This is a genomic window from Streptomyces sp. NBC_00582 (genome assembly GCF_036345155.1).
In the GTDB taxonomy this organism is placed as follows: domain Bacteria; phylum Actinomycetota; class Actinomycetes; order Streptomycetales; family Streptomycetaceae; genus Streptomyces.
This window is the reverse complement of sequence record NZ_CP107772.1, coordinates 8,294,105-8,313,980: the sequence shown is the minus strand read 5'-3', so window position 1 is coordinate 8,313,980 and position 19,876 is coordinate 8,294,105. Positions and strand designations below refer to the sequence as shown.

Here is a 19,876-nt window from a genome sequence, read left to right as displayed (position 1 = left end):
CCCGTACGCCACAAACAGTCATATTTCACTCTCAGTCAGCAGCCGTACACAGCAGGACCCTTGGGGGACGCGGGCTCTCGACGGATTCGCTGTGCACCAGTACCGTCACAAACCCCCCGCGCGGCGTCTATCCACTTGGCGCGACATCCGCATCATGGACGACCATGGGAATGCGGAAAGGAAGAAAGACCGCTGTGAGAGGAGGCGTCCATGGGATCGGTGCGCAAGGCAAGTGCCTGGCTTGGCCTCGTCGACGACAACGATGACGAGCGTTACTACGACGACGACTACTCCGAGGGGACCGATTCGCAGGACGCCTGGGTCACCGACCCGCGCGTCAAGGTCGCCTCGGACACGGCCGAGGAGAAGGGCCGCCGGATCGGCACCGTCACCCCGGACAGCTTCCGGGACGCGCGGCTGATCGGCGAGCTGTTCCGCGAGGGCGTGCCGGTCATCATGAACCTCACGGCCATGGAGGCGGCCGACGCCAAGCGCGTCGTCGACTTCGCGGCCGGGCTGATCTTCGGACTGCGCGGTTCGATCGAGCGGGTCTCGACCCGGGTGTTCCTGCTGACGCCGTCCAACACGGAGATCGTGAACGGCGATCCGGCCGGGCACCGCACGGACGGTTTCTTCAACCAGAGCTGAGGCAGGGCCGCTCGTCGGCCCCGCCTCGGCTCCGGGCCGGGTCAGCGGAAGGCGTCGAGTCCGGTGAGCGCCTTGCCCAGCACGAGCTGGTGCATCTCGACGGTGCCCTCGTAGGTGAGCACCGACTCCAGGTTCGTCGCGTGCCGCATGACGGGATACTCCAGCGAGATCCCGTTGGCCCCGAGGATCGTCCGCGCCGTACGGCAGATCTCGATGGCCTCCCGTACGTTGTTGAGCTTGCCGAAGCTGACCTGCTCGGGACGCAGGCGGCCGGCGTCCATGCGCCGCCCCAGATGGTGGGCGAGCAGAATCCCCTTGTGCAGCTCGACCGCCATGTCGGCGAGCTTGGCCTGGGTGAGCTGGAACCCCCCGATGGGCCGCCCGAACTGCTCACGGGTGCGGGCGTAGTCGACGGCGGCCTCGAAGCAGGCCCGGGCCGCGCCCATCGCACCCCAGACGATCCCGTACCGGGCGTGGGACAGACAGCTCAGCGGTCCCTTGAGCCCCACGACCTCCGGCAGCACCGCGTCGCCGGGCAGCCGCACCTCGTCGAGCACGAGCTCACTGGTCACACTCGCCCGCAGCGACCACTTGTGCTTGATCTCCGGCGCGGAGAACCCGGGGCTGTCGGTGGGCACGACGAACCCCCGGATGCCCCCGTCGGTCTGCGCCCAGACGACGGCGACCCCGGCCACGGACCCGTTGGTGATCCACATCTTCCGGCCGCCGAGCACCCAGTCCGAGCCGTCGCGCTTGGCGTACGTCCGCATGCCGGCCGGGTCGGACCCGTGGTCGGGCTCGGTGAGCCCGAAGCAGCCGATGACCTCGCCGGAGGCCATCCGGGGCAGCCACGCCTGCTTCTGCTCCTCGGAGCCGAACCGGTGGATCGCGTACATGGCGAGCGAGCCCTGGACGGACACCAGCGAGCGGATGCCCGAGTCGGCGGCCTCCAGCTCCAGACAGGCGAGCCCGTACTGCACGGCGCTCGCCCCGGCGCAGCCGTACCCGTCGAGCGACATCCCGAGCGCCCCGATCGCGCCGAGCTCACGGGCGAGCTCCCGGATCACCGGCAGCTCGCCCCGCTCGTACCACTCGGCGACGAACGGCTCCACCCGGTCCACGGCCCAGCTCCGCACGGTGTCACGGATCGCGAGATCCTCCGGCTCGAGCAGATCGTCGATCCCGAGCGGATCGGCGGGATCGAAGGGGGGCAACTTCGAGGACGCGGCCATGACGAGCTCCTCCGGCAAAACTAGCACCGCTAGTCACAATGTCCGACCGAAGGTACCACCGACGGCGCGGGGGAAGGCCGCCGACGGCGAAGCAGCCCCACAGGGAAGGGTCACCCGGTCAGCGAACGGTCACCGGTGGTGCGTGGGTGGGAGACACCTCGCGGGGAGCGGGCAGCTCCACGGGGGCCGACTCGCACTGCATCACCCGCGGCAACCTCAGCGCCATCACCGCCCCCAGCAGCAACAACCCGGCGCTGACCAGCAGCGTGACGTGCAGCCCGTGCACGAAGCTGTCCCTCGCCACCCGCCGCAGCGCCACCCCGGCGGGCCCGCCGAGTTGTCCGGCGACCTCGTAGGCCTCGCCCAGCGAGTGCCCCGCCGCCGCCGACGCGGAGGCCGGCACCCCGGGCACGGAGTTCAGCCCGGGCGCGTACGCCGCGTTCATCACGCTGCCCAGCAGGGCGATCCCGATCCCCGCCCCGAGCTGGTAGGAGGTCTCGCCGATCGCCGCCGCGCCGCCCGCCCGCTCGGCCGGAGCCTCGCTCAGCATCGACTCGTACGCCGCGAACAGCGTCGTCTCCAGCCCGAAGCCGAGCAGCACGAACCCGGACAGCAGCAGCCCCGCGTTGTCCGCCCCGCCCATCGCGGTCAGCAGCAGCACGGCCAGCGCCGTCAGCAGGAACCCCGCGCACACCATCCGCCGCGGCCCGAACCCGCGCAGCAGCCGTGCCCCGGCCAGCCCCGCCGCCATCGCGGCGAAGGTCAGCGGCAGGAGCCGCAGCCCCGTCTCCAGCGGGGAGAGACCGAGCACGAGCTGCAGATACTGCGCGGCGATCAGTTCCAGACCCACCAGCGCCAGCATGGCCAGCACGATGCACCCGACGGACGTGCTGAACGCCGGGCGCGCGAACATCCCGAGGTCCACCAGCGGATGCGCCCGGCGCCGCTGACGCCGTACGAACAGGGCCATCAGCACCGCGCCGACCAGCAGGGGCACCACGGTGAAGGGGCCGAACTCCGCGCCGCCCAGCCGCTTGACCCCGAGGACCAGCCCGAAGAGCCCGGCGGCCGCCATCAGCGCGCCGACCACGTCCCAGGGCCCCTCGCCCGTGCCCCGCGACTCCGGCAGCAGCAGTCGGCCCACCGGAAGGCTGACCAGCATCAGCGGGATGTTGACGAGGAAGACCGAGCCCCACCAGAAGTGCTCCAGCAAGAAGCCGCCGAGCAGGGGGCCGACCGCCGCGCCGACCGCGGCCACCGCGCTCCAGATGCCGATGGCGAGCGCCCTCTCCCGGCGGTCGGGGAAGACCTGCCGCAGGATCGACAGCGTGGCCGGCATGATCATCGCACCGCCGACGCCGAGCAGCGCCCGCGCCAGGATCAGCACCTCGGCACTCCCGGCGAACGCCGCCAGTGCGGAGGCGACGCCGAACAGGGCGTACCCGAGCAGCAGGATCCGCCGCCGGCCCACCTTGTCGCCGAGCGTGCCGAAGAGGATCAGCAGCGAGGCGCAGACCAGTGGATAGGTGTCGACGATCCAGAGCAGCTCGATCGCGCCGGGCCTGAGGTCCTCGGTGACCGCAGGCACCGCGACGTGCAGCACGGTCGCGTCGACCGCGACCAGGAGCAGGCTGACGCACAGCACCACCAGCACGACCCAGCGGTTGGCACCGGCCCCGGCCGTCCGACGGCGCAGCCCGACGGCGGCCGTGGTCGTCCCGGACATGTACATACCTCCCAGGTGATCCCCTCGGTCCGGCGGGCTCACGGGGTGGGGACGCCCCGCGACTCGGCCGGAGAGGAGCGGTGGTCTCCGGCCCGCGCAAACGAACACGAGTGAAGGGCAGCGTACGCGAGTTCGCGCCGGGGCCACGTGGCGGAACTCTCACGCTCCCGCGGAACCACTGTGGCGTACGCCACTTCCCGACCGGCCGTTTTCCCGGCCGGTGTGCCGCCCGGTCGATAATCGGGCCCGTGACCGATCTTGCAACGCGCGTGGCGCCTCCCGGCTCCGCGGCCCTGCGCCGGGCGGCCCCCGCGCTGCTGGGCTATGTGGCCGTACGGGGCCTGGGCCTGCTCGTCCTGGCCCTGTGGAGCGCCGCTCGCGGCAAGAGCGCGCACACCCTGCTGACGGCCCGCTGGGACGCCCTCTGGTACACGAGGGTGGCCGAGCTGGGGTACGGCTACGAGGTCCGGCTGCCGAACGGCGACGTCCACTCGAACCTCGCGTTCTTCCCGTTGCTGCCGTGGCTGGAAAGGCTTCTGCACACGGTGAGCCCGCTGTCCTACGCCGACGCCGGGTTCACGGTCGCGCTGCTCGCCTCGCTCGCCGCGGCCTGGGGGATCTTCGCGGTCGCCGATCAGGTGTACGGGCGCCGGGCCGGGGTGTGCGCGGTGCTCGTGTGGGCCCTGCTGCCGGTCGGGATCGTGCAGTCGATGGCGTACAGCGAGTCCCTGTTCACCGCGCTGGCCGCCTGGTCGCTGTACGCGCTGCTGACCGGACGGTGGGTGACCGCGGGGGTGCTCGCGTCGCTGTCCGGGCTGACCCGCCCGGTGGGGCTCGCGGTGGTCGCGGCGGTCTGGGCGGCCGGTCTGGCGTCCTTCCTGCGGGACCGTGGCGGACCCGTGGGGTCCTCGTTCGGGGGGAGCCGCAGCACGGCGCCCGATCCCGGCGCGCACTCCACGGAACACGCCCCCCGCCCGCCCGCCGACGCGCCTCCCCGGCGCGAGCCCGCACCGGAGGGCGCTCGCCCCGCCCTACGCGCCCTCGGCATGCTCCTCGCCCCGCTGGGCACCGCGGGCTACGTCCTGTGGGTCGGCCACCGCACCGGCCGGGGCCCGCTCGGCTATCTCGACGTCCAGGCGGGCTGGCGCAACGGCTTCGACGGCGGGTACGCCTTCGCCCGCTTCGTCGCCGACAAGTTCACGTCCTTCCCGTCGGCCCTGGCCGGCCTCGCCCTGACCGTCGGCGTCGCCCTGCTGATCCGGCTGTACGTCGTCTGCGTACGCGAGCGCCAGCCGCTCGTGCTGCTGGTCTACGGCGGTGTCGTCCTCGCGCTCGCCCTGTGCGCGTCCAGCTACTTCGGCTCGAAGCCGCGCCTGCTGCTGCCTGCCTTCCCGCTGCTGTTCCCGCTCGCCCTCGCCCTGGCCCGCTCCCGCACGTCGAGGGCGGCGCTGGTGGTGGGCGGTGTCGCGCTGGCGTCGGCCGTGTACGGGGCGTGGTGGCTGAACGGTTCCGGCCCTCCATGAGTTTCCGGTGAACTCATTCATACGTTCCTTAAAACTATCTCCCACAATGATCAAAGGAATTGAAGGAAACGATGTTCGAGGATTAGCGAATCCGCAGGAATTAAGCCCCTCCTGAGAGCAATCCCACATCACATGGTCATCACAAACCAGCGGATTCGGCCGAGTGCCGAGCTCACTCGCTGTAACGTCGTTTAGGTGCGTACCGAACGAAACCTCACCCGTCTGGACCGGGTGTTCGCCAGGCTCGACCGTGAGCCGGAACGACCGGCCCACATCGATGTGCCGAGGATGAGCAGGCACCGGATCGCGCTGCTCGCGGCGACCCTGGCCTTCTATCTGGCGATCGTATGGCTCGTGGTGGTCACCTCGTGGCTGGTCCGCCTCGACTGGCAGGTCATGTTCTTCCGGCCCTACCAGCAGTGGCCCGAGATCCACGCGTTCCTGGACTACTACGTCGTCCTCGGCCAGCGCGGCCCGACCGCCGTGATGGTGGCCGCCTGGCTCGGCTGGAGATCCTGGCGGCAGCACACCCTGCGCCCCCTGCTGACCCTGGGCGCCTCCCTGCTGCTGCTGAACATCACCGTCGGCGCCGCCAAGCTCGGCATGGGACGGCTCGGACCGCACTACGCGACCACGATCGGCTCCAACGAGATGGGTCTGGGCGGCGACATATTCCCGAGCGGTCACACCGCCAACGCGGTGGTGACCTGGGGAATCCTGGCCTATCTGGCCTCCACGCCGAGAGCCCGCCGCTGGCTGTCCGCCGTCTCCGCCGTCGTCTCGCTGGGCGTCGGCCTGACCACCGTCTACCTCGGTACGCACTGGCTGAGCGATGTCGTGCTCGGCTGGGCCGCGGGGCTGCTGATCCTGCTGGCCCTGCCCTGGTGCGAGCCGCTGATCGCCCGCGCCGAGGTCGCGATCCTCGACCTGCGCGACCGCTGGCGCGAGCGCCGCTCCGGCACCCTCCCGGCGCCGGCCGCCCCCGTCGCCGTCCCCGTGCCGTTCACCCCGCGGCCCGCGCCGCAGGACGAGGCCGCCGCGGCCCGCGAGCCGGTCGCCGCCGCCCGTACGCCCCGGGCGCCGGTCTATCTGGCGCCGGGCCCCCACACGCCCCGCTCGGAGCGCACGCCGGTCACCCCCGTCGGCAGCCGAAGACCCCCGCACACCGAGCGTCTGCCGCGCGGGGCGACCGCCTCGGCGGCCCGCCCGCTGACCGGCGGCTGACCTCCCGAGCAGCGGGACCCCCGGTACGCACAGCCCGGTCCCGCGACCGAAGGCCCCGATTCCCCTCCTGACGGGAACCGGGGCCTTCGCCGTGTGCTCGTCCTCCTCAGCCCTTCCAGGCCCGCGTCACGCGGCCGTCGCGCACCTCGAAGTTCAGCCGCCCGAAGCGGTACTCCATGGTGATGATCGCCCCGGGCGCCAGTTTGCGGACGGTCGACCACCCCCGCTCCCGGGCGAGCCGCTCGGCGCGCTCGTCGTCGAGGCCGACGTATCCGTCCGGATTGTCCTGGGGCTCATTCGCTGCCATGCCGCCCACGCTAGGCCGGGGCGGCCCGCCGGGGAAACCCTGGAACGGGGATGTGGATCACTCCGGTCACACTTCTGTCACAGGATCACGACACATGTTTCGGTCGAACTCCGTCACACGTACGAGCGCTTCCCGGGGCCTTCCGTACGCATTCGAACGTAATTCCCGTATGTCGTCCCGACTCCTCGAAAAACCCGGCGAAAAGCGCCCCGGGAATCCTCTCCGGATCCCCTTTCACCGGCCTTTCCGCAGGAGCCGGCGAGGGCTGACACCTCGTAGGAAATGCACCACTCCCCCACACAACCTCCGCGACTCAGGGCGTGTAGGCGAGCTGCGGGACGTCGAAGCAGGTGTGGTTCATGTCCCCCTGCGTGACCCACCCCCTGCCGTCCTGCCAGCGCGCGACCGACAGACAGGTCCGCCTGGTCCTCGGCGGTTCGGTGAGCCGTTCGAAGCGGACGGGGATCAGCAGACCACCGGCGTCGAAGCCCTCGCTGTGGTCCATGAAGTCGTCCACGCACGCGCGCGTGATCCCGCTCGCGGCGCAGGACCGCGCCGCCCGCGTGAACCACCGGGCCGCCGCCCAGCCCTCGAGCTGCCACTGGGAGTGCGTCGGCAGATCCTTCGTGGCCTCCCGGAACTCCCGTACGGCCGGGTCGGAGGGGTCGTCGTGGTTCCGGCTGGAGCCGGTGACCCACAGCGCGTTGCGGCAGGCCGGGGAGTCCTTGTAGTCCTCGGGGACGGTGGACGTCCAGTTCTGCACATTGGTGACCTTGGCGGTGACCCGGGCCCCGACCTCGTCCATCGCCTCGCACAGCCGGGCGTTGCCGTGGGTGTCGAGGGCGTCGAAGACGAGGTCGGCGCCCTCCGCCTTCAGGTCGGCCGCGGCGGCCCGGAAGTTGGGCAGCGCGAAGTCGACCTGTTCGCTGACCACCTTGTAGCCCTCGGCCTTCAGCCCCCGCTCGACGAGCCGGGCGTAGGAGGCGGACGCGGGCTGGTTGTAGGAGACGACGGCGGCGGTACGGGCGCCGTGCTCGCGCCGGAAGTACCGGTAGACCTCGGTGCCTCCGTAGAGCCTGCCGTCCCAGCCCGGGGTGCCGTCGCGGGGCGCGAGGCTGCCGTAGACGCCGTAGAGGTGCGGCCAGGTGTCGTAGGCGGGGCCGATGGGCTGGCCGCCGATGTCGGGCACGCCCGCGTGGGAGACCCGCGGGGCGCCGGCGTAGTCGAGGGAGGTGGTGGCGACGAGGGCGACGACCTTGTCCTCGTCGAGCAGCCTGTGCACACACGCGTTGTTCCCGACGCCGCTGCCGCCGTCGTCGCACAACCGCACCTCGACGCGGCGGCCGTCGATGCCGCCGCGCGCGTCGAGCCGGTCGAACCAGGCCACCGCCCCGTCGCGGGGTCCGGTGAACGCGGAGCCGCCGACGGGGCTGGTTGTGCTGGTGATCACGCCGACGCGGATCACGGAGGCCCGCGGGGCCGCGGTGGTCTGCTCGAAGTCGCTCTCCGGGAGACGGCTGCCGCAGGCCGCGCTCAGCAGGAGCAGCAGCGCGGCGGCAGCGGTCTCAGCAGCCCGGGACCGCCGACGCCGACGCATCGCCGCTCAGCGCGACCAGCGCGCAGAGGGTCGTGACGGAGACCTTCCAGGTGCCGTCCTGCAGCACGGCCTTCCCGGTGGCGTCCGGCAGGGCGGTCGCGCCGTTCAGGGTGAGGGTGTACGTCACGGTCGCCTCGGTCGGGGAGGTGAACGTGACCTTCTCGACCTCGGCCGCCACCTGTCCGCCGCGCCGGTCCCCGTTGAAGGCCCGGAGCATGGGGCCCATCATCCGGCCGTTCTCCAGCAGGGCCTGTTTGTCTGCGGCGGAGGTGGCGGGGTCGAAGAACTTCTGCCAGTTCCGGCGGACCCGCTGCTCGGCCGCCGCCGCGTCGGTGGGCGCGGTGGCCGCCCCGCCGACCGTCGCGGTGGCCGTCGCGGTCGCCGCGCCGCCCCCGCCGCCACCGTCGTCGCTGCACGCCGCGAGGGCCGGGGCCAGCACGAAAACCACCGCCGCGGCCAGTGCCGTACCCCGTGACCGTCCGAGGTCGCTCCCGAGAACCATCAGGCTCACCACCGGGTGTCGGTCCGGGCGTGCGCGCCCGGTCCTTTCAGGGTCAGCTTGCAGAAGGCATAGTGCAAGCCATCGGCGGACTGCGGCGGGAGCGTGGGATGCGGACAGGACGACTGCGGACCGTGCCCCCCGTCCTGTGGGCCGGCTGGGTCGCCCTGGCCGCCGGTGCGGTGCTGTGCGTCGCGGGCTGGTACGGCGTCTCCGGCGAGCGCTTCACCGCACGCCAGCTCCCCTATCTCGCCTCCTGCACGGTCCCCGGCGCCGCGCTGATCGTCGCCGGGGCGGTCCTGCTGGCCTCCGGGCGGCAGCATCTCGCCACCGCGCGCGTGGAGGAGCTGTACGGCCTTCTGGTCGCCGTCGGCGAGGAGCCCGAGGCGCCTCGGGCGGCGCTCTCCGCTCCCGTCGCGGTCAGCGGTGAGCTGCGCATGGTGCCCGGGGGCACCCTGTGGCACCGGGCGGACTGCCCGCTGGTCGCCGGGAAACCGGAGGCACTGCCGGTGGACGGCCGGCTGCTGGCGAGCGGCGACCTCGGCCCGTGCCCGATCTGCGAACCGGACGCGGCGGACTCCTGATGTCCTCGCTGACCTACGACCTCACGCTCGCCGGCCTCGCGGTCGGCAGCGCGGCCGCCCTCACCGGGATCGGCCTGATCGTCACCTACCGGGCCACCGGCGTGCTCAACTTCGCGCACGGGGCCGTCGCGATGGTGTGCGCGTACGCGCTGCGGAGCTGCGTGGTGGAGTGGGGGTGGCCGCTGTGGCTCGGGGCCGTGGTGACCCTGCTGTTCCTCGCGCCCGCGATCGGGGTGGTGCTGGAGCGGTTCGTCTTCCGTCCGCTCGCGGTCCTGGGCGGCGATCCGGCGCGCACCCTGGTCGCGTCGATCGGGGTGTTCGTGCTGCTGGTGGGCGGGGCGGCGCTGGTGTGGGGGCAGGGGGCGCGCGACGACGCGCCGGAGCTGGTCCCGGCCGATCCCTGGGGGCAGCTCGCCGTGGTGCTGGTCCTGGCGGCCGGGGTGGGCGCCACGATCCGCTGGACCCGCTTCGGGCGAGAGCTGCGGGCGGTGGTCGACGACCGGGAGCTGGCCGTGCTCGGCGGGGTCGACGCGGACCGGGTGGCGGCGGCGGGCTGGGCGTTCGGGGCGTTCACGGCCGGGGTGACGGGCGTGCTGCTGGCGCCGTACGTGCGGCTCGACCCGTACGGCCTGCCGCTTCTGGTGATGGAGGTGCTCGCGGTCGCGGTGGCGGCGCGGATGCGCGGTCTGCCGGTCGCGGTGGTGGTGGCGCTGGGCATCGGGATCGCGCAGAGCCAGCTGACCCGGCTGCACCCCACGGGCTGGGCGGCCCCGCTGGTGCAGGCGGTCGGCGCGAACCTGTTCGTGGTCGCCCTGCTGGTCGCCGCCCTCGTCCTGCCCGGTGCCGGCGCGCGCGAGGCGCCGTCGGCTCCGGTGACGGCACGCGTGCGTACGCCGCCGGGGGCGTGGGTGGTGGCCGCGGTGCTGTTCCTGCTGCCGCTCGGCTTCGCGGGGTCCGATCTGCACACCGCGGTCCAGGTGCCCGCCCTGGGCGTGATCCTGCTGTCCCTGGTGGTGGTCACGGGCCGCGGCGGGCAGATCTCCCTCGGGCAGGCGGCGTACGCGGGGCTGGGCGCCCTGTTCACGGCCCTGCTGGCCGCGGGCCGCTTCCCCGGCCTCCCCCGCCTGCCCGAACTGGCGGCGCCGGCCGTGGCGGTCCTCCTCGTGGCCCCGCTGGGCCTGCTGACCGGCTGGCCGGCCATCCGGCGCCACGGCCTCGCTCTGGCCCTCGCGACCTTCGCGGTGGGCGTCGCGGTGAGCCGTTTCGTCTTCGCCCAGCCGTACGCCACCGCCGGCCTGTCCCTGGGCCGCCCCGCGGGCTTCGACGGGGACCGCGCCTACTACGTCCTGGAGCTGGCTGTGCTCGCCCTGGCCCTGTCGGCCACGTACGCGCTGCGCCGGGGCCGGACCGGGCGGGCCCTGGCCGCGATGCGGGACCACGAACCGGGCGCGTCGGCGGCCGGCGTGCCCGTGCCGTCCCTGAAACTCCTGGCCTTCGTCGTGGGAGCGGCCCTGGCGGCGCTCGGCGGTGCTCTGCTCGGCATGGGGCTGCGCGCCTTCGACGCCACGGCCTACGACCCCGTCCGCAGCCTGCTCTGGTTCGCGGCGGTGGTGGTGCTGGGCGCCGACAACCCCCTGGGCGCCCTGACGGCGGCGGCCCTGCTGGTGGGTCTGGACGCGGGCACCCGGGGCGGTGTCGCGGCGGCCCTGATCGGCGTGCTCGCTGCTCTGACGGGACGTTTCCCCGACGGGCCGTACGAGGCGCTTCGGCTGGCATGGGCGCGGGTCCGGGAGCGGCGGAGGGGGGCGCTGACACCGTTGGGGGCGCGGGTACGGGAGCGACTCGTCCGGCGGCCCGCCCCCACGGCGGTCCCGCCGCGGACGGCTCCGCGCCCCGCTCGGGAGCCCGTCGGCACGCCGTCGCCCTCGCGCCGCCGTTCCCGTGCCGTGCGCGCACCGGCCCGGCCCCTCCTCACCGCCCGCGGTCTCGAGGCCCGCTACGGCGGGTTCACCGCTGTCGACGGGGTGGGGCTGGAGGTTTTCGGCGGGCGGGTCACGGCGGTCGTCGGGCCCAACGGCGCCGGGAAGAGCACGCTGTTCCACTGTCTGGCCGGCACCCTGCGTCCGGTCCACGGGCAGGTGCGGTTCGACGGCCGGGACATCACTCGGCTGCCCGCGCACGCCCGGACCCGGCTCGGCGTCGCGCGGACCTTCCAGCGACTGGCGGTGTTCCCGTCGCTGACCGTGGCGGAGAACGTGCGGGTGGGCGCCGAGCAGGGTCGGCGCGGCGGGCCGGAGGCCGTGGAGCGGGCGCTGGCGCTGTTCGGGCTGGACGGGCCGGTCCGTGCCCGTCCGGCCGCGGGGCTGCCGACGGGCACTCTGCGCCGGGTCGAGCTGGCCCGGGTGTACGCGGGAAGCCCCCGGGTGCTGCTGCTGGACGAGCCCGCCGCCGGGCTGGACACGGCCGAGGTGGGCGCGCTGGCCAGGATCCTGCGCGCCCTCGCGGCGGAGGGGACCGCCCTGCTCGTCGTCGAGCACGACCTCGACCTGGTCGCCGGGCTCGCGGACGCCGTGCACGTCATGGCGGCGGGCCGGATCGTCGCCTCGGGTCCGCCGGGCCGCGTCCTCGACGCGCTGGAGGAGGCGGCCTGGTGATCTCGCTGCGGCACGCGCGCGTGCGCTACGGCCCCCTGGAGGCCCTGCACGGCGTGACCCTCACCGCCCCCGCCCCGGGCCTCACCGTCCTGCTGGGCCGCAACGGCTCCGGCCGTACGACGGTGCTGCGGGCGCTGGCCGGGGCCGTACCGCTGTCGGGCGGCGCGGTGGTGTGGGACGGGGCGGACGTGACCCGGATGCCCGCGTTCGAGCGGGCGCGGCGCGGGCTGTGCCTGGTGCCCGAACGGCGGGCGGTGTTCGGCTCGCTGACGGTGCGGGAGAACCTGGAGCTGTCCGGGGCGGACCCCGCCCTCTTCCCGCCGCTGGTGCCGTTGCTCGCCCGTCGCGCCGGGACCCTGTCGGGGGGTGAGCAGCGGATGCTGGCCCTGTGCCGCGCCCTGTCGGTCCCCGCGCGCGTGGTCCTCGTCGACGAGCCGGCCCAGGGCATGTCCCCGGCGGTCGCGGCGCGTACGTACACCCTGCTGGCCTCGCTGGACGCGTGCGTGGTGCTCGCCGAGCAGCGGCTCCCGCCCGCGCTGCGCGGTCACCGTGCCTTCGTGTACGAACTGCGGCGCGGGACCGTCGTGTTCGGCGGGGAGGCGGGTGAATGGGAGCGGCGGGCCCGTTGAACACGGCGGCCCCGCCCGGTGGGTGGACCGGACGGGGCCGTGCGTCCGGCGGGGCCGGGGCGCGTTCGGCTCAGAACGCGAGGCGCCGGCCCGGCAGGATCAGGTCCGGGTCGTTGCCGATGACGGTCCTGTTGGCCTCGTAGAGACGCTGCCAGGTGGTGTTGTGCGCGGCGGCGATGGTGCTCAGGGTGTCGCCGACGCGGACGGTGTAGTCACCTCGGCTGCTGCCGCGCGAGGTGCTGGTCGTCGTGCGCTCGGGCGCCTTGGCGGAACCGCTCTGCGACTTCGTCGTGCCGGTCGCCTCGCCCGACCGGGTCGACGAGCCGGACGTCTTCTTGTGGGAGCTCGACCCGGTGGCGGACCCGGAGGTCGAGGGGGCGCTGCCGGTGGCTCCGGCGCGGGCCGAGCAGACCGGCCAGGCGCCCCAGCCCTGGGACTTCTGGACCTTGGTGGCGACGGCGATCTGCTGCTCCCGGCTGGCCCCGTCGGCGGTGGCCGCGTAGGCCGAGCCGCCGTAGGCGCGCCAGGTGGAGGCGGAGAACTGCAGTCCGCCGTAGTAGCCGTTGCCGGTGTTGATGTGCCAGTTGCCGCCGCTCTCGCACTGGGCGATGCGGTCCCACACCCCGCTGTCGGCAGCCGCGGCGTTGCCGGTCGCGGCCAGCAGCCCCAGGGGGGCGAGCAGTGCCGCCCCGGCGAGGACCGCCGTCTTGCGCGTCGTGCGGGTGGACTGATCGGCACACTCGGACATGAAGTTCCCTCTCTACGGACCCGGGTCTCCCCCGGGCGGGGCGCTTCCCACGTGTCGACGCGGGTGTCGCGCTCCGCCCCGTCCTTCGGCGGTGTCGCTGCGCTGGTTCTGCTCTGCGCGGCCGGTGGACGTACCCGGGCGGTGCTCGCTGCACACGGCGGAGCAATCTAGGGAGCCTGACGAGCCGTTATCAACCAGATCCCCGTTGTCGCAGGCCAGTTGAGGGTTACCGCAGGTAGCGACCAATTTCGGCCACCCACTACATCCCTGCATTTCCCGATTTACCGGACAGCGACCGAGGCGTGCTGTGAGTCAGTTCACGGAACCAACGCCCGTGACCTCCCCGTTACTTGACAGCGAGTGGCCGATTCTCCACGGAACGCGACCATCCGTGTTCGGCGTTCTGAACGACTCAGTCGGCCAGCGTGACCCCCACCACAGCTCCCCCGTTGTCATCTCATGAGCCGGGCACCCACCCGGCCCGCCAACGCACCGCCTTCCGAGGGAGTCACCCGTGCCGCGCATGCTCGACGTCAGCGACGAGGTACGCGCCGAGATCGGCGACGAAGAAGCCGACCGGCTGCTCGCCGGAGACAACGCCCCGGGCAGTTACGACTGCACGTCCTGCCGCACCCCGGGCGACTCCGCGCACGAGCGCACCAGCACCGTCCTGTTCATCGGGGACGAGACCGCCGTCCTCGCCTTCGCCCACGCCACCTGTCTGCCCTCGCAGGTCGTCCAGGTCACCGAGGAGCAGCTCCAGGGCGCCGTCCGCTCCATCAGCGGCGACAGCGTCGACCTGGACCAGCACAAGGTCGTCCCCGAGCAGGCCGTCCTCGGTGTGACGAGCGGACTCGTCCTGCTCGCCGGGGAGTTGCACCCCGCGCTGGTCGTCGAGCCGACCGCGCCCATCGTGCGCCCCGGCACCACCGGCGCCGGCGACGACTTCCTGCCGCTCCTCATCGAGCAGGGCTTCATGCCGCTGTCGGAGCTGTCCGAGGTGCCGCCGGTGCAGCACGGCTGGTCCGTGCTGCTGGCGATGGGTCAGCTGCACGCCGTACTCCAGCCCTCGGCGAACGGTGGACAGCCGGTCGCCTGGTGGCAGGCGCACCAGCCGCTGCAGGTGACGGAGGGGTGGCGGGCCGCCGCCAACAAGCACCAGCAGGTGCTGATGTTCGCGGCGCCGGTGGGGTCGATCGGGCGGCAGCCGCGGGAGGACCTGATGCGGGACGCGCTGGACAAGGCGGCGGCGAACGGGAAGCTGGTGGGGGCGGCGATGCCGCTGGCTGGTACCTGAGCGCCCACCGAGAGGGGGGTGCGGGTGATGCGGCGGCCGCGGGTGCGTCGTGGCTTGTCGCGCCCACGCGGCGGAGCCGCGTACGAGTACGGCCCCGCGCCCCCGACGGTTACCGCATCTCTTTGAGGCACGGGTCGTTTGGACTTACGTGCACAGCTACGAGGTTCCCCGTCGCCCCGTCTATCCGTCGGTCCCCTCCGCGCGACCGGCCCATGACTCCCAGGGCGGCCCGTCGGCCACGCCGATCTACGACGCGCTCTACGCCGAGTACGTCAAGACGTTCCGCTCGCTGCCGGGTGACCGCAGCGGTGAGGACGATCTGGGGTTCACCGCCTTCGGGAACATGCCGCACAGCGCGGAGGCGCCGACGGCGTACCGGCCCGGCTCGTTCAGTCACTCCTACAGCGCCTACAGCGCGGGCGTGCAGAGTGCCCGGCAGCAGTCGCAGTGGCAGCGGGTCGGGCAGATCGGCCAGCAGCAGACGGAGCGGCAGCAGACGGCGATGGTTCCGGTGCCGGCGGCGCTGCCGCCGGGATCCCGAAGGAGTTTCTGAACGAGGCGAGGGGGGTCCGTGACGCGGTCACGGACCCCCCTCGCTCATGTCTACTTCTTCTTGCCGCGCTTCTCGCGCACCCGCACCGAGATGTGGATCGGGGTGCCCTCGAAACCGAACTCCTCGCGCAGCCGGCGCTCGATGAAGCGGCGGTAGCCCGCCTCGATGAAGCCGGAGGCGAAGAGGACGAACCGCGGCGGCTTGGTGCCCGCCTGGGTGCCGAAGAGGATGCGGGGCTGCTTGCCGCCCCGGATCGGGTGCGGGTGGGCGGCGACCAGCTCACCGAGGAAGGCGTTGAGACGGCCCGTGGGGACGCGGGTCTCCCAGCCGGCCAGCGCGGTCTCGATGGCCGGGACCAGCTTCTCCATGTGGCGGCCGGTGCGGGCCGAGACATTGACCCGGGGCGCCCACGCCACCTGGCCGAACTCGGTCTCGATCTCCCGCTCCAGGTAGTAGCGGCGCTCCTCGTCGAGGGTGTCCCACTTGTTGTAGGCGATGACCATCGCGCGGCCGGCCTCGACGGCCATCGTCACGATCCGCTGGTCCTGGACCGAGATGGACTCGGAGGCGTCGATCAGGATGACCGCCACCTCGGCCTTCTCGACCGCGGCCGCGGTGCGCAGCGAGGCGTAGTAGTCGGCTCCCTGCTGGAGGTGGACCCGCTTGCGGATACCGGCGGTGTCGACGAACTTCCAGGTCACGCCGCCGAGTTCGATGAGCTCGTCGACCGGGTCACGGGTGGTGCCGGCCAGTTCGTTGACGACGACGCGCTCCTCGTTCGCCACCTTGTTCAGCAGCGAGGACTTGCCGACGTTCGGGCGGCCGATGAGGGCGATCCGGCGGGGGCCGCCGATCCCGGCGCCGCCGAAGGTCTGCTCGGGGGCGTCCGGCAGGACCTCCAGGACGGCGTCCAGCATGTCGCCGGTGCCGCGGCCGTGCAGCGCGGACACGGGGTGCGGCTCGCCGAGCCCGAGGGACCACAGGTACGCGGCATCCGCCTCGCCGCTCGGTCCGTCGACCTTGTTGGCGCACAGCACGACCGGCTTCCCGGCCTTGCGCAGCAGCCGTACGACGGCCTCGTCGGTGTCGGTGGCGCCGACCTTGGCGTCCACGACGAAGACGACCGCGTCGGCCGCCTCGATGGCGTACTCGGCCTGGGCGGCCACGGAGGCGTCGATGCCGAGGACGTCCTGCTCCCAGCCGCCGGTGTCGACGACCTTGAAGCGGCGGCCCGCCCACTCGGCCTCGTAGGTGACGCGGTCACGGGTGACGCCGGGCTTGTCCTCGACGACCGCCTCACGGCGGCCGATGATCCGGTTGACGAGGGTCGACTTGCCGACGTTCGGCCGGCCGACGACCGCGAGCACCGGGAGGGGGCCGTGTCCGGCCTCCTCGATGGCACCCTCGACGTCCTCGAGGTCGAAGCCCTCCTCCGCGGCGAGCTCCATGAACTCCGCGTACTCGGCGTCGCCGAGCGCCCCGTGATCGTGCTCGAAGCCGTCCGAGCCGCCGGGCTGGATGTGGTCGTTCATGAAGTGCGTACCTCGTCGTTCCATCGTGGTGGTCGGTGGATCACCCCCTTCGTCCCGGGTTGATCCACTACTCAGTGTCGCCCAGCGCCCTGTGGGGCGCCCGGCGTTTTATGCGCCCGTGGCAGGGCGGCCGGTGAGCCGCCGGGCGTGGTCCAGGTGGGCGGCCAGGTTCTTCTGGATGCGCTCGGTCGCCTCGTCCAGCGCCTTGCGCGTCCGCCGTCCGCTGCCGTCGCCCGCCTCGAACGGGTCGCCGAAGACCACGTCGACACGGGAGCGCAACGGAGGCAGCCCCTTTATCAACCGTCCGCGCCGCTCGGAACTTCCCAGCACCGCGACGGGCACGATCGGCGCCCCGCTGCGCACGGCGAAGTAGGCGAGCCCGGCGCGCAGGGAGGCGAAGTCGCCCTCACCGCGCGTGCCCTCCGGGAAGATGCCGAGGACCCCGCCGTTGTCCAGCACACCGAGCGCCCGGGTGATCGCCGTGCGGTCGGCGCTCGTGCGGTCCACCTCGATCTGGCCGACGCTCGTCATGAACCGGCCGAGCGGACCGATGAACGCCTCCTTCTTGACCAGGAAGTGCGACGCGCGGGGCGCCACGCCGATGACCATCGGGCCGTCGAGGTTGTGGGAGTGGTTGACCGCGAGGATCAGCGGACCGCTCGCGGGCACCCTCCAGGAGCCGAGCACCCGCGGCTTCCACAGCCCGTACATCAGGCCGACGCCGATCCGCCGCCCGACCTCGGCGCCCTTCTCGGAAGGCAGCTCGCTCACTTTCCGGCCCGCTTCTCCTCGACGAGGGTGACGACGCACTCGACGACCTGGGCCAGGGTCAGCTCGGTGGTGTCCACCTCGACGGCGTCGTCCGCCTTGGCGAGCGGGGAGGTCTTGCGGGAGGAGTCGGCCGCGTCCCGCTTGATCAGCGCCTCACGGGTGGCGGCCACGTCGGAGCCCTTGAGCTCACCGCTGCGGCGGGCGGCGCGCGCCTCCGGGGAGGCGGTGAGGAAGATCTTCAGATCGGCGTCGGGCAGCACCGTCGTACCGATGTCCCGGCCCTCGACGACGATCCCCTTCTCCGCGCCGGTGGCCAGCGAACGCTGCAGCTCGGTGATCCGGGCCCGCACCTCGGGGACCGCGCTGACCGCGCTGACCCGGGAGGTGACCTCCTGGGTGCGGATCGGGCCGGCGACGTCGATGCCGTCGACGGTGATCGTCGGGTTCGCCGGGTCGGTGCCCGAGACGATCTCCGCCTTGCCCGCGACGGCCGCGATCGCCGTGGGGTCCTCGATGTCGATCCCGTTGGTCACCATCCACCAGGTGATCGCCCGGTACTGGGCGCCGGTGTCCAGGTAGCTCAGCCCGAGCTGGGCGGCCACGGCCTTGGACGTGCTCGACTTGCCCGTGCCGGAGGGGCCGTCGATGGCGACAATCACGGGCTGGGCGGCGCCGTTTTCCACGGGGGGACACCTTCCTGGTGCGAGGTGGTGGATGTGCGGGGCGCGAGGGTGCCCCGCACAAGGTTACCGGGCATACGTCACCCTTCTGGCCGAGGTCCGCCCCCACCGCGGGAACCGCCCTACTGCCGGATCGACCAGCCGCGCTCGCGCAGCGCCGCCGAGAGCACCGGCGCCGACTTCGGCTCCACCATGAGCTGCATCAGACCGGTCTGCTGCCCGGTGGCGTGCTCGATGCGTACGTCCTCGATGTTGATGCCCACCTGTCCGGCGTCCGCGAAGATGCGGGCGAGCTGGCCCGGCCGGTCGTCGAGGAGCACCACCACGGCCTCGTAGACGCGCGGGGCGGCCCCGTGCTTGCCGGGGACGCGGACCTGTCCGGCGTTGCCGCGGCGCAGGACGTCCTCGATGCCGTCGGCGCCCTCACGTCGCTTGGCGTCGTCGGAGGACTGCAGTGCGCGCAGGGCCCGCACCGTCTCGTCCAGGTCGGCGGCGACATCGGTGAGCAGGTCGGCGACGGGCCCCGGGTTCGCGGAGAGGATGTCGATCCACATCCGGGGGTCGGAGGCGGCGATCCGGGTGACGTCCCGGATGCCCTGCCCGCACAGGCGTACGGCGGCCTCCTCGGCGTTCTGCAGCCGGGCCGCGACCATGCTGGAGACCAGGTGGGGCATGTGGGAGACGAGCGCGACGGCGCGGTCGTGCGCGTCGGCGTCCATCACCACGGGGACGGCCCGGCAGTGCGAGACGAGTTCCAGGGCGAGGTTGAGGACCTCGGTGTCGGTGTCCCGGGTGGGGGTGAGCACCCAGGGCCGGCCCTCGAAGAGATCGCCGGTCGCGGCCAGCGGGCCGGACTTCTCCCGGCCGGACATGGGGTGCGTGCCGATGTACCTGGCCATCACGGACGGGTCCGGGCCGAGCGCCTCCAGCTCCCGGCGGGGACCGCCCTTGACGCTGGCCACGTCCAGGTAGCCGCGGGCCACGCCCCGGCGCATGGCGTCGGCGAGCACGGCGGCCACGTGGGCGGGCGGGGCGGCCACCACGGCGAGGTCGACGGGGCCCTCGGGCGCCTCGTCGGTGCCGGCGCCGAGCGCGGCGGCCGTACGGGCCTGTCCGGGGTCGTGGTCCTCCAGATGGACGACGACGCCCCGCTGGGCGAGGGCCAGGGCGGCGGAGGTGCCGATGAGCCCGGTGCCGATGACGAGTGCGGTCCTCACTGGGCGATGTCCTTGCGCAGGGCGGCGGCGGCGCCGAGGTAGACATGGCTGATCTCGGCGCGCGGCCGCTCGGACTCGACGTGCGCGAGCAGGCGGACGACGCGCGGCATGGCGCCCTCGACGTCGAGTTCCTGGGCGCAGATCAGGGGGACGTCGACGATGCCGAGCGCCCGGGCGGCGGCGGCCGGGAAGTCGCTGTGCAGATCGGGGGTGGCCGTGAACCAGATGCTGATCAGGTCGTCCGCGCTGAGGGAGTTCCGCTCCAGGACGGCGGTGAGCAGGGCCCCGACCTGCTCGTCCATGTGCCCGGCCTCGTCGCGTTCCAGTTGGACGGCTCCCCGGACCGCTCGTACCGCCACGGCGCTGCTCCTCGCTGATGTGCTGATGTACGGCTCTTGAGATGTCCAGCCTAGTCAGCCCGCGCCGGGGTGAGTGCGCCCCGCCCGCCCCCTGAG

At 72.9% G+C, this 19,876-nt stretch carries 19 protein-coding genes; 8 read left to right on the top strand and 11 right to left on the bottom strand.

The window, feature by feature from the left end; all coding sequences use genetic code 11:
- Window positions 1-210: 210 nt before the first annotated feature.
- Window positions 211-648 carry a cell division protein SepF gene (locus tag OG852_RS37580; protein ID WP_133913590.1) on the top strand — a complete coding sequence of 146 codons (438 nt, stop codon included), beginning with the start codon at window positions 211-213 and terminating at the stop codon, window positions 646-648.
- Window positions 649-689: 41 nt separating this feature from the next.
- Here OG852_RS37580 and OG852_RS37575 read toward each other — a convergent pair whose 3' ends face one another.
- Window positions 690-1,880, bottom strand: a complete 1,191-nt coding sequence (locus OG852_RS37575) for an acyl-CoA dehydrogenase family protein (protein ID WP_133913591.1) — start codon at window positions 1,878-1,880, stop codon at window positions 690-692.
- A gap of 118 nt (window positions 1,881-1,998) precedes the next feature.
- The gene (locus OG852_RS37570) at window positions 1,999-3,606 is read right to left on the bottom strand and encodes an MFS transporter (RefSeq protein ID WP_133913592.1); all 1,608 of its coding nucleotides are present in this window, start codon (window positions 3,604-3,606) and stop codon (window positions 1,999-2,001) included.
- Window positions 3,607-3,854: 248 nt separating this feature from the next.
- On the opposite strand from OG852_RS37570, the gene OG852_RS37565 reads away from it, so the two are divergent.
- Both OG852_RS37565 and OG852_RS37560 read left to right on the top strand, forming a co-directional pair.
- On the top strand, window positions 3,855-5,129 hold the full coding sequence (locus OG852_RS37565) for a mannosyltransferase family protein (RefSeq protein ID WP_133913593.1): 1,275 nt from the start codon (window positions 3,855-3,857) through the stop codon (window positions 5,127-5,129).
- Between the two features lie 195 nt (window positions 5,130-5,324).
- A complete protein-coding gene (locus OG852_RS37560) occupies window positions 5,325-6,353 on the top strand; it encodes a phosphatase PAP2 family protein (RefSeq protein ID WP_133913594.1) in 1,029 nt (342 codons plus the stop codon).
- Window positions 6,354-6,459: 106 nt separating this feature from the next.
- Here the strand turns inward: OG852_RS37560 and OG852_RS37555 are convergent, their stop codons facing one another.
- The 3 genes from OG852_RS37555 to OG852_RS37545 all read right to left on the bottom strand — a co-directional run bounded on the left by OG852_RS37555 (window position 6,460) and on the right by OG852_RS37545 (window position 8,759).
- A complete protein-coding gene (locus tag OG852_RS37555) occupies window positions 6,460-6,660 on the bottom strand; it encodes an I78 family peptidase inhibitor (protein ID WP_133913595.1) in 201 nt (66 codons plus the stop codon).
- 313 nt (window positions 6,661-6,973) lie between these two features.
- Complete coding sequence (locus OG852_RS37550) at window positions 6,974-8,257, bottom strand: ABC transporter substrate-binding protein (RefSeq protein ID WP_330350246.1); 1,284 nt, start codon at window positions 8,255-8,257, stop codon at window positions 6,974-6,976.
- On the bottom strand, window positions 8,226-8,759 hold the full coding sequence (locus OG852_RS37545; RefSeq protein ID WP_208117192.1) for a hypothetical protein: 534 nt from the start codon (window positions 8,757-8,759) through the stop codon (window positions 8,226-8,228). Before OG852_RS37545 ends, OG852_RS37550 begins: the two co-directional genes overlap by 32 nt.
- Before the next feature lie 107 nt (window positions 8,760-8,866).
- Between OG852_RS37545 and OG852_RS37540 the strand changes: the two genes are divergently transcribed.
- From OG852_RS37540 to OG852_RS37530, 3 genes are read left to right on the top strand one after another with little or no spacing between them, the layout of a single operon-like run.
- Window positions 8,867-9,340, top strand: a complete 474-nt coding sequence (locus OG852_RS37540; RefSeq protein WP_133913598.1) for a hypothetical protein — start codon at window positions 8,867-8,869, stop codon at window positions 9,338-9,340.
- Window positions 9,340-11,994, top strand: coding sequence for a branched-chain amino acid ABC transporter permease/ATP-binding protein (locus tag OG852_RS37535; protein WP_330351566.1), 2,655 nt, complete (start codon window positions 9,340-9,342; stop codon window positions 11,992-11,994). Before OG852_RS37540 ends, OG852_RS37535 begins: the two co-directional genes overlap by 1 nt.
- Window positions 11,988-12,623: an ABC transporter ATP-binding protein gene (locus OG852_RS37530; protein ID WP_330351565.1), complete on the top strand. Its 636-nt coding sequence runs from the start codon at window positions 11,988-11,990 to the stop codon at window positions 12,621-12,623. The genes OG852_RS37535 and OG852_RS37530 overlap by 7 nt, the downstream gene beginning before the upstream one ends.
- A 70-nt stretch (window positions 12,624-12,693) precedes the next feature.
- Here the strand turns inward: OG852_RS37530 and OG852_RS37525 are convergent, their stop codons facing one another.
- Window positions 12,694-13,371 carry a LysM peptidoglycan-binding domain-containing protein gene (locus tag OG852_RS37525; protein WP_133913599.1) on the bottom strand — a complete coding sequence of 226 codons (678 nt, stop codon included), beginning with the start codon at window positions 13,369-13,371 and terminating at the stop codon, window positions 12,694-12,696.
- Window positions 13,372-13,885: 514 nt separating this feature from the next.
- Between OG852_RS37525 and OG852_RS37520 the strand changes: the two genes are divergently transcribed.
- Together OG852_RS37520 and OG852_RS37515 are read left to right on the top strand one after the other, a co-directional pair.
- A complete protein-coding gene (locus tag OG852_RS37520; RefSeq protein ID WP_133913600.1) occupies window positions 13,886-14,668 on the top strand; it encodes a hypothetical protein in 783 nt (260 codons plus the stop codon).
- 148 nt (window positions 14,669-14,816) lie between these two features.
- The gene (locus OG852_RS37515; RefSeq protein WP_133913601.1) at window positions 14,817-15,221 is read left to right on the top strand and encodes a hypothetical protein; all 405 of its coding nucleotides are present in this window, start codon (window positions 14,817-14,819) and stop codon (window positions 15,219-15,221) included.
- 50 nt (window positions 15,222-15,271) lie between these two features.
- Here the strand turns inward: OG852_RS37515 and der are convergent, their stop codons facing one another.
- The 5 genes from der to aroH all read right to left on the bottom strand — a co-directional run bounded on the left by der (window position 15,272) and on the right by aroH (window position 19,780).
- Window positions 15,272-16,753, bottom strand: coding sequence for a ribosome biogenesis GTPase Der (gene der / locus OG852_RS37510; protein WP_133913602.1), 1,482 nt, complete (start codon window positions 16,751-16,753; stop codon window positions 15,272-15,274).
- Window positions 16,754-16,861: 108 nt separating this feature from the next.
- On the bottom strand, window positions 16,862-17,524 hold the full coding sequence (locus OG852_RS37505) for a lysophospholipid acyltransferase family protein (RefSeq protein WP_133913603.1): 663 nt from the start codon (window positions 17,522-17,524) through the stop codon (window positions 16,862-16,864).
- A complete protein-coding gene (cmk, locus tag OG852_RS37500; protein WP_133913604.1) occupies window positions 17,521-18,207 on the bottom strand; it encodes a (d)CMP kinase in 687 nt (228 codons plus the stop codon). Before cmk ends, OG852_RS37505 begins: the two co-directional genes overlap by 4 nt.
- Window positions 18,208-18,326: 119 nt before the next feature.
- Entirely contained in the window at window positions 18,327-19,421 is a 1,095-nt protein-coding gene (locus tag OG852_RS37495) for a prephenate dehydrogenase (RefSeq protein ID WP_330350245.1), read from the bottom strand.
- Window positions 19,418-19,780: a chorismate mutase gene (aroH, locus tag OG852_RS37490; protein ID WP_133913606.1), complete on the bottom strand. Its 363-nt coding sequence runs from the start codon at window positions 19,778-19,780 to the stop codon at window positions 19,418-19,420. Before aroH ends, OG852_RS37495 begins: the two co-directional genes overlap by 4 nt.
- Between the last annotated feature and the right edge of the window lie 96 nt (window positions 19,781-19,876).